The organism is Micromonospora sp. NPDC047753 (assembly GCF_040642735.1).
In the GTDB taxonomy this organism is placed as follows: domain Bacteria; phylum Actinomycetota; class Actinomycetes; order Mycobacteriales; family Micromonosporaceae; genus Micromonospora.
This window is the reverse complement of the sequence record NZ_JBEYSL010000337.1, coordinates 1-7739: the sequence shown is the minus strand read 5'-3', so window position 1 is coordinate 7739 and position 7739 is coordinate 1. Positions and strand designations below refer to the sequence as shown.

The 7739-nt window shown below is 70.3% G+C and carries 7 protein-coding genes; 1 reads left to right on the top strand and 6 read right to left on the bottom strand.

Annotated features, from left to right (window positions below):
• The 6 genes from ABZ749_RS24425 to ABZ749_RS24400 form a co-directional block, all read right to left on the bottom strand.
• Positions 1-938: SpoIID/LytB domain-containing protein (locus ABZ749_RS24425; RefSeq protein ID WP_357231596.1), on the bottom strand; the 938-nt coding region annotated here is incomplete at its 3' end.
• A gap of 6 nt (positions 939-944) precedes the next feature.
• The gene (locus ABZ749_RS24420) at positions 945-1829 is read right to left on the bottom strand and encodes a peptidase inhibitor family I36 protein (RefSeq protein ID WP_357231593.1); all 885 of its coding nucleotides are present in this window, start codon (positions 1827-1829) and stop codon (positions 945-947) included.
• Between the two features lie 33 nt (positions 1830-1862).
• Positions 1863-2726: a peptidoglycan-binding domain-containing protein gene (locus tag ABZ749_RS24415; RefSeq protein ID WP_357231590.1), complete on the bottom strand. Its 864-nt coding sequence runs from the start codon at positions 2724-2726 to the stop codon at positions 1863-1865.
• Between the two features lie 206 nt (positions 2727-2932).
• A complete protein-coding gene (locus ABZ749_RS24410) occupies positions 2933-3952 on the bottom strand; it encodes an NBR1-Ig-like domain-containing protein (RefSeq protein ID WP_357231587.1) in 1020 nt (339 codons plus the stop codon).
• Positions 3953-4149: 197 nt separating this feature from the next.
• Positions 4150-6189, bottom strand: coding sequence for a hypothetical protein (locus ABZ749_RS24405; RefSeq protein WP_357231584.1), 2040 nt, complete (start codon positions 6187-6189; stop codon positions 4150-4152).
• A gap of 61 nt (positions 6190-6250) precedes the next feature.
• Positions 6251-7492, bottom strand: coding sequence for an MFS transporter (locus ABZ749_RS24400; RefSeq protein WP_357231581.1), 1242 nt, complete (start codon positions 7490-7492; stop codon positions 6251-6253).
• A gap of 45 nt (positions 7493-7537) precedes the next feature.
• Here ABZ749_RS24400 and ABZ749_RS24395 point away from each other — a divergent pair.
• The coding region (locus ABZ749_RS24395; RefSeq protein ID WP_357231578.1) for a hypothetical protein at positions 7538-7739 on the top strand (202 nt) is incomplete at its 3' end.

The following is a 7739-nucleotide window of genomic DNA, read 5'->3' as shown; positions in this document are numbered from 1 at the left end:
GCCCCGACGAGCAGGCCCACGCGCTCGTCGGCGCGGTAGTAGTAGCGCAGGATCGCCTGGTAGCTCTTGCCCTCGTTGGCGAGGTCACGCGAGCCGTACTGCGACAGCCAGTCCCCGTCCACCCAGCCACCGCATGCGGTCGTCGTCGCACAGTAGTGCGCCCGCAGGATGTTGCCGCTCCGGGTCATCCGGGCCGACCACGTCCGGTCCACCGCGGCGGACGTCGACGTCTGTGCCGTCGACGGCCGGTAGACCTGGTCACCGGTGTCGTCCCGGACGTCGTAGCACTGCCCGCCGGACGTCTTCCGGGTCGAGTGCAACGCCCAGTACCAGCCGTAGCTCTTGACGGCCATCGCACCGGCGTCCAGCGAGGCGGACGGCCAACTCGTCACCCACTCGTTCGGGAGGACGTTCTTGACGTACGTCTTGAAGTCGACCCGGTCGACCCGGCCGAGACTGACCCGGTAGACGAGGATGGTGCTCGGCAGCCTGCTGTTGGTGCCGTCGGTGCTACAGCCCGTCGGCCCGCTCAGCAACTCGTGCGAGGCGTTGTTGTTCTTCAGCGTGGCGTTGAGGTTTCCCTTCGCGCCGGACGTGAAGTCCTGGCTCGCACCGGCGAAGTTGCTGTTGAACCAGACCCGCACGGTCTTGCCGGTGCGGTTCCACACCGACGCGGCGTTGTTCTTCACGCACAGGCCCTTGCCGCTGCCTGAGCCCTTGAAGTCGTAGCAGGTCGGCTGGGTCGTGCCGTAGTCGTCGAGTGAGTCCGTGAAGTCGGAGACCGAGCCGGCCTGGTTGCTGTTGTAGTAGTAGCAGAACTCGCCGCTGTCGCAGGTTCCGTCCCGTGCGGCCGCCGCTGCCGGTGAGGCGACACTCAGGATGGAGGTGGACATGGCGAGGACGGCGCCGACGACGGCGAGGCCCTTGCGGATACTCATGGCGTCCTACTTCTCGTTGTAGCCCTGGGAGTTCCAGAACGAGGTCGGGTCGGCGTTGTCCAGGGTGGGGTCGCCGACGCTGACGGCCGCGTGGGTCTGCCGGCCGGCCCGGACCTCGACGTGGGTGTGCGCGCCCGAACTGGACGACACCCCGTGCCACGACTCATCGGCGATGATCTCGCCCTTGCTGATGGCGTCGCCCACGCTCACCCCGGACTTCGGCGCGGTGTGCAGGTAGATCACCGTCTTGTTGAGCGAGGAGTTGTAGACGGAGATCGTGGACAGGCCGCCGCTGCCGGTGCTGCCCCGCGCGACGTAGATGACCGTTCCGGAGACCAGGGCCCGCACGTCCGAGCCGACGCTGCGGGCGATGTCGATGCCCTCGTGCCGCCCGGGCGTGGTGGTGTAACCGTCGAAGCCGCACGTGACAGTGCCGCCGCTGGCCTGGTACAGGCCGTACGACAGGTTCGTTCGCGCCGACGGCGAGAACTGGTGCGAGGCGTTGTTGTTCTTCAGCGTGGCGTTGAGGTTTCCCTTCGCGCCGGCCGCGAAGTCTTGGTAAGAACCGGCGTAGCCGCTGTTGTAGTAGACACGCACGGTCTTGGTGCTGCGGTTCCAGACCGAGGCGGCCTCGTTCTTGATGCACAGGCCCTTGCCAGCGCCAGCGCCCTTGAAGTCGTAGCACGAGGGCTGCTCGGTGCCGTAGTCGTCGAGCGATCCGGTGAAGTCAGAGATCGATCCCGCGTTGTCGCTGTTGTAGTAGTAGCAGAACTCGCCACTGTCGCAGACCCCGTCTCGGGCCGCAGCCGACGCGGGCGATGCGACGCTGAGGATCGAGGTGGTCGCGGCCAGCGCGACGCCGACGGCGGCGAGGCTCTTACGGATGTTCATGGTGTCCTTTCCCAAACGGTGAGCGGGTGCGGGTCACTGCCCGCGCTGGTACTGCTCCCAGGTCGTGATCGGGACCGGGGGGCCGTCGTCCGGTCCCTGGTTGGCCAGGCCGTTCATGCCCAGGTAGTAGTCGCCGACCTGGTGCTGCGCCTGGCTGGACAGGTCCGTGTCGTTGATCGCCGTGGCGTGGATGTGCCACGGCCAGTCGCCCTGACTCGGGCTACGGACCCAGGCGGCGAAGCCGACCTGACGCAGCGCCCTGGCGACGGCGGTGCGCCTGGCAGCGGTCATGCCGGTGACCGCGATGTCCACCACACCCCCGCCGTCGTGCGTACCGGCCGAGGTGGGATCGCCCCCGGGGTTGTAGGAGCCCTGGTCGAGCACCAGGGAGTAGCCGAGGACACGCTGCGCCTCGGCCAACATGGCCTGGGTGCGGGCGTTGACGACGTACCCGTCACGCGGAACCTTCGCGCCCGGGCCGATCGTGTTGCCGACTGTGTAACGGTTCAGCCCGAGCCTCGTCAGCGACGTCGTGCCGGGTAGCCCGTTGGCGGCCAGCCCGGTGTAGCCGAGTGAGCGTTGGTACGCCGCGTACGCCGAGACGGTGACGGTCCCGAAGTAGCCGTCGACCCACTGTGCGTTCAGCAGGCCCCGCGCCTGGAGCGCCTGCTCGACGGCGAGCACGGAGTTCTTCGCGCCCGGGGTCAGTGTGTTGTCTGCGCGGCGGGGGTCGATCTGGGCCGCCAGGACGGTGGCCTCCATGTCCACGACTGGCCGCGCGGCCGTGGTCACGGGCTGCTGCGCTGTGGCGCCGAATGTCGCGGCTCCGGCGTGGGCCGGAACGCCGACGGCCACGCAGAGCACGGCGAGCCCGACGGACATCCAGTGACGGCGCACTGTCGATCCTCCTCGCAATTGGTGAGTCGTTCGGAACGGACATCACCTTGCGAGAATCGGCCTGCTGTTCGGTACCCCTGTTGTGCTGTCAGATCCGTCAGGCCCTCGCCGACCTCGATGGATGTGGTGTTGTCAGATTCGGTGACGTCCGGGGCTGACATCGAGCGATGGCACTCCGGCACCGGCCGGGGCGACCGGGAGCGCGTTCAGGCGGTGACGGTGACCATGAAGTAGACCGGCCGGCGGGTGGGGAAGTACTCCTGCCCGTTCTCGTCGACCATCTTCCAGCTCACCCAGCACTTTCCGGGGCGGCTGGGCGCGGTGACCTCGACACTGATCATCACCTGCTCGTCAGGTGGTGTGTCACCGATCGCCACCCGATCCGGCACCTGGCAACCGTCGGCGTCGGCGGTCGGGTTGGTCCGCGCCAGGAAACGGTTGTGCCAGGCCACCTTCCCCACGTTCTTGAGCGCCCACACCTTGACGAACTGGGAGTTCACCCGCACCCGGGTGCCGTCGGGAATGGTGACGTCGGCGATGAACTTGCTCGAGTCGCCGGGGATCAGCGAGTCCGAGAACGCCGACGGCGAAACGGTCGGTGTGGACGACGCCGCCACGGTGCCGGGGGCGTCCCGGGACGACCGGCCGCGGACGACGACGCCCAGCACGGCGACCATCGCCACCACCAGGACCACAGCGGCGGCGGCGAGCCACGGCAGCCGCTGCCGCCGTCCCCTCGCGACGTCCTGGTCGGTCGGCGGATAGTCGGTGCCCCGTAGCGGGTTCTGCCGCTCCGACGGCACGGGAACGACAGACGCGACGGGCCTGGTCGTCTCCGGGGCGCCGGTCCCGGTGTCGGACCTCATTCCACCCGTGGTGATCGGGGTGTCGAGGCCGGTCGGGGAACCGGTGCTGGCCGGGGTGGCATCGCCGTCATCGGAGCCGTGAACGGACGCGGGACGCTGCGCGTCCTCCCAGCGACGCCGCCACTGGGCCTCGTCCGCCTCGCAGGCGCGGACGAACTCCCGGACCGTTTCCCAGGAGGGGAACCTGGTGCCGGCGGCGGCCTCGTGCAGCGTGGTGTGCGAGATCCGGCCCGAGCGCCCGGCCATCTTCCGGAACGACGGGTCACCCACGCTGGTCCGCAAGGTCCGAAGCTGCTCGGCGAACCTCTCGGCGGCCTGTCTGTCCTGAAGCGACTGGGTGGCGGCACGCTGGTCCTTCATCACTCCCCCATGTCAGACGACGTCGTCCGGCGTTGTCAGAGCGTGCCAGAGGGTACCGATCGGGACAAGGCCGCCATCAATGTGCTGCATCGACGACGCCCGGGCTGGCGCTCACCGAACGCTTCACCCGCCCGCAGGCGGACCGGACCGCCGCCCGGCTGGGGCCCGCCGGGGTGGTGGTCCCGGCGGGCCGGGCTTCACGGGCAGGGTGTCCGCGCGCAGACGTCGACGACCTTGCCGGTGAGCAGGAAGACCGCCTTCTGTTTCTGGGCTCCGGCCTGGGCGCGGGGGAACTCGTGCGGATCGTCGCCGTACTCCGGCCCCGCCGGGGCGAGGTTGGTCGGTGGCGGCGCGTATGCCGAGCCGCTGTTCCAGATCACGATCGCCGAGCCGTTGTACGGATACCGGCGGATCGGCGTGATGCCCCAGTACGGCCGCACGTCCAGTGACCAGCCGTCGGCGAGCGCGGGGGTGTGCAGGCGCGCGCCGATGGTGCGCGCCTGCACCTCGGCCGCGGCGGGCGAGACCTGCTGGTCGGCGAAGGCCACGTGCATCAGCACCTGGTGCGCCGGCGTACGCGGCAGCGGCCGGTCGGTCATGTGCTGGGCGTACCCGTTGGCCTCGGACCGGTCCCACAACATCTGCAGCAGGGCGAGGACCAGCTGTTGGTCGGCCCTGTCCGGGTAGTAGCCGTCCAGGACGGTCTGGAACGGTGCGAAGTCCACGCTGCGTTGCAGCAGCGTGGAGTAGTTCATCGCCGGTACGCCGAGCACCGACCGGGTCCAGTCCTGGGCGATGGCGGTGAGGGCACCTCCGTTGATGCCGCCCTGGCTGTTGCCGTCGTAGTGCAGCCCGCCGACGCGATCGATCAGCGGCCGGGCGGTGGCGTCCCGAAACGCCGGGTGGGCGGCGAACCCAGCCGGGTGGATCATCGCGCGACCCAGGAAGAGGAAGTTCAGGAAGCTCTGCTGCAACCGGTCCGCCACGGCGGGGAAGGCGCTGAGGTCGGTGAAGGCGTTGGCCACGAAGGGAACGTCGGCGGCGGCCATGCCGATCCAACTGGTCGCGCAGAAGGTGAAGTTGTGGGTGTTCGACATCGTCCTGACGTTGCCGGCGTTGATCTCGGTCGGTCGGCCGAGCAGTCCGTGGCCGTAGAGCGAGAGGTGGGCCGGTCGCGCAGCCGAGGCGCTGCGCGGGATGTTGCAGACGAAGTCGGCCGCCACCGTCGCGCCGGACGGTGTGGGCAGGGCGTTCGGCGTGGGCGGCGTCCCGGCGCCGCCGGCGGGCCCGTAGTGCAGGCGGGAGCCGGGCCCGCCATCGCCGGTCAGATAGGACGGTACGCCGACGGTGCCGGTCACCTGCCGGGCGATCAGCGGATCCTGCTCCGGTGAATAGTCGGTCACCTGGGTGACGGTGACCGGCGGCGCGGCCCGGCCGAGGTCGGCGAACGCGTCGTCCCGGACCGCCAACATCCGCCCGGTCAGCCCGTGCCGACTGGCCACAGTGAAGTCCCAGGCGAGGTAGAGGCTGTGCCGCTTGACGCCGGCCCGGCTCAGCTCGGCGACGATCCGCCTCAGTTGCGGCCCCCGCGCGTCCCGCTGCTTGAGGCCGGCACCGGACAGGTACGCCGTGAACGTCCTCGGCGCCGGAATCGACGCCCCGTCACCGTCCCGCAGGCCGCGCAACCCGACGACGTAGCGGGTGCCCTCGGTCAGCGCCACCGCCGGCCGGATGATCAGCAGTTGCCGGTCGGGCTGGCCGGTGGCGTGCGCGTCCAACTCGGCCCAGTACGGCGTGCGCTCACCCGTCCGGGTGTTCAGCAGCACGATCGGCGCGTTCGGCGCCAGCGAGCGGCCGATGTCGGTGACCGGCGCGATCCCGCTGGCCGCGGCGTCGAGACCGGGTACGCGCACCAGGATCGGGGAGCCCGGGCTGAACCCGTCCTGCCGGTTCCACTCCGTCGGGTCGATCGGGTTTCCCTGCACGTTGGCGGGCAGCGCGGCGGCGGCGAACCGCACCCGCCTGCCGGTGGGGCTGCTCCGGTCCGCCACGGTGAAGTAGTCGTTCGGGAACGGCAGCAGGCAGGCCGCCGGATCGATCGGGTCGCAGGACGGGTGCCCGGCCGGTGCGGGAGTCGTTGGCGGTGCGGCGGGGGCCGCCGTGCCGAGCAGGACCGCACCCGCCGTCACCAGCACGGACACGGCGAGACGGAGCCCTCTGGAGGTGGTCACACGCATCTCCTTCGACGCTGGACGGCGGATCGACGGGTGGTGTCCTTCCTACGCTTGTGAAAGAAACTCAGCAAGCATCGATGTGTCCGCCCGCAACCGCTCGTGGGCGCCGCAGCAGTACGCCGCCGGCGACGCCCGCGAGAATCGGGAAGGCGGCCACCACCAGCAGTTGAGCACTCGCCGGCAGGTCGGTGGCGAGGCCCAGGAGACCGATGCCGATCGCCGAGGCGGCCACCTTCAGCCCTGCGCCGATGGTGAAGACCTGCGTACGGGTCGCCTCGGCGGCCAGTTGGCTCCGGGCCAGGAACAGCGCTGCGGCGAACGGTCCGGTGAAGAGCCCGGACAGCGCGAACAGTGCGGCGGCCAGCGACAGGGAGTGCACAGTGGCGGCCAACGCGAGGGGTACGCCGACCGCGACCATGGCCCAGACCGTCACGAGAGGCGCCCGGGACGCCGGCATCGGGCGCCACGCCCAGAGCAGTGATCCCACGAACGCGCCACCGGCGGTCACACTGAGGAGCAGTCCAGCTCGGCTGGGTTGGTGCGCAGCGGCAGCGAGGGTGGTGGCGACGACAGCCAGACCGCCGAGGCCCAGTTGGCCGATGCTGGTGGCAATTGTGATCGTTCGCAGGGCCCGGTTCCGCACGATCTCGCGGGCACCCTGGAACAGGTCGACCGCTCGGGTCTGCTCCCCGGCGGACGGGGCGGGCAGGCGCAGGGATGCGACGCCGAGCGCGCCGAGCCCGCCGGCGACCGCGAGCGCCATGATGGCGGCGCTCGGGCTGGCGTACGCCACCGCCAACCCCACCGTCGCGGGCCCGACCATGCCGGCGACGGTGTACGACAACGAGTCGAGCGCGAAGGCACGAGCCTCGTGCGCGGGGCCGGCCAGGGCGGCCAGTTGGCTGGTCAGCCCGCCGGTCACCGCGGGTCCGCAACACCCCGCTATCGCGAGGACGAGGTAGGTCTGCCACAGCGGCGCGTGACCGAGCAGGGCGACCGTTGCCGCGAGGGCGCTGGCGAAGACGGCGATCGCGGCGGCGAGCACGGCTGCCGGTCGTCGCGACCGGTCGACCAGCCCGCCGACCAGGGGCGCTGCCACGACGTGTGGGAGGAGCAGGGTCGCGACCAACATCCCTCCGACGGCTGCGCTGCCCGTCCGTTCCAACGCGAAGATCACCAGCGCGACCCGGGCGCCTTCGTCAGCGGTACGGGCCAGCAGTGCCGTGACCAGGTAGCGGCTCAGCCGAGCGGCATCGCGGTGGCTACCGGGATCCAGCTCCGTCACCTGTTCGACCGGTGATGACATCGCCTCACTCTTGCACCACGTCGCGTCACCGGTCAATATGGTGACGTGGAGTTTGAGTTCATCGCCGATCGGCCGGTACTGGACTTCCTTCCCACCCTCGCCGAGCGCGGCCACGCTGACGTCGAGCAGCTGAGCACGCCGACAGATTTCGCCTCGACCGCGTACTTGTCCGGCATGGCGAAGCTCAGTACCGGTCCGACGCGGAACACCGGAGAGGCACCGGGACGGTCGGCGAGGCGGCCCGCGG

Coding starts and splice junctions, on each gene's coding strand:
- ABZ749_RS24400 (WP_357231581.1), bottom strand. CDS start 7,492: ATGTCATCACCGGTCGAACAGGTGACGGAGCTGGATCCCGGTAGCCAC.
- ABZ749_RS24410 (WP_357231587.1), bottom strand. CDS start 3,952: ATGAAGGACCAGCGTGCCGCCACCCAGTCGCTTCAGGACAGACAGGCC.
- ABZ749_RS24420 (WP_357231593.1), bottom strand. CDS start 1,829: ATGAACATCCGTAAGAGCCTCGCCGCCGTCGGCGTCGCGCTGGCCGCG.
- ABZ749_RS24405 (WP_357231584.1), bottom strand. CDS start 6,189: ATGCGTGTGACCACCTCCAGAGGGCTCCGTCTCGCCGTGTCCGTGCTG.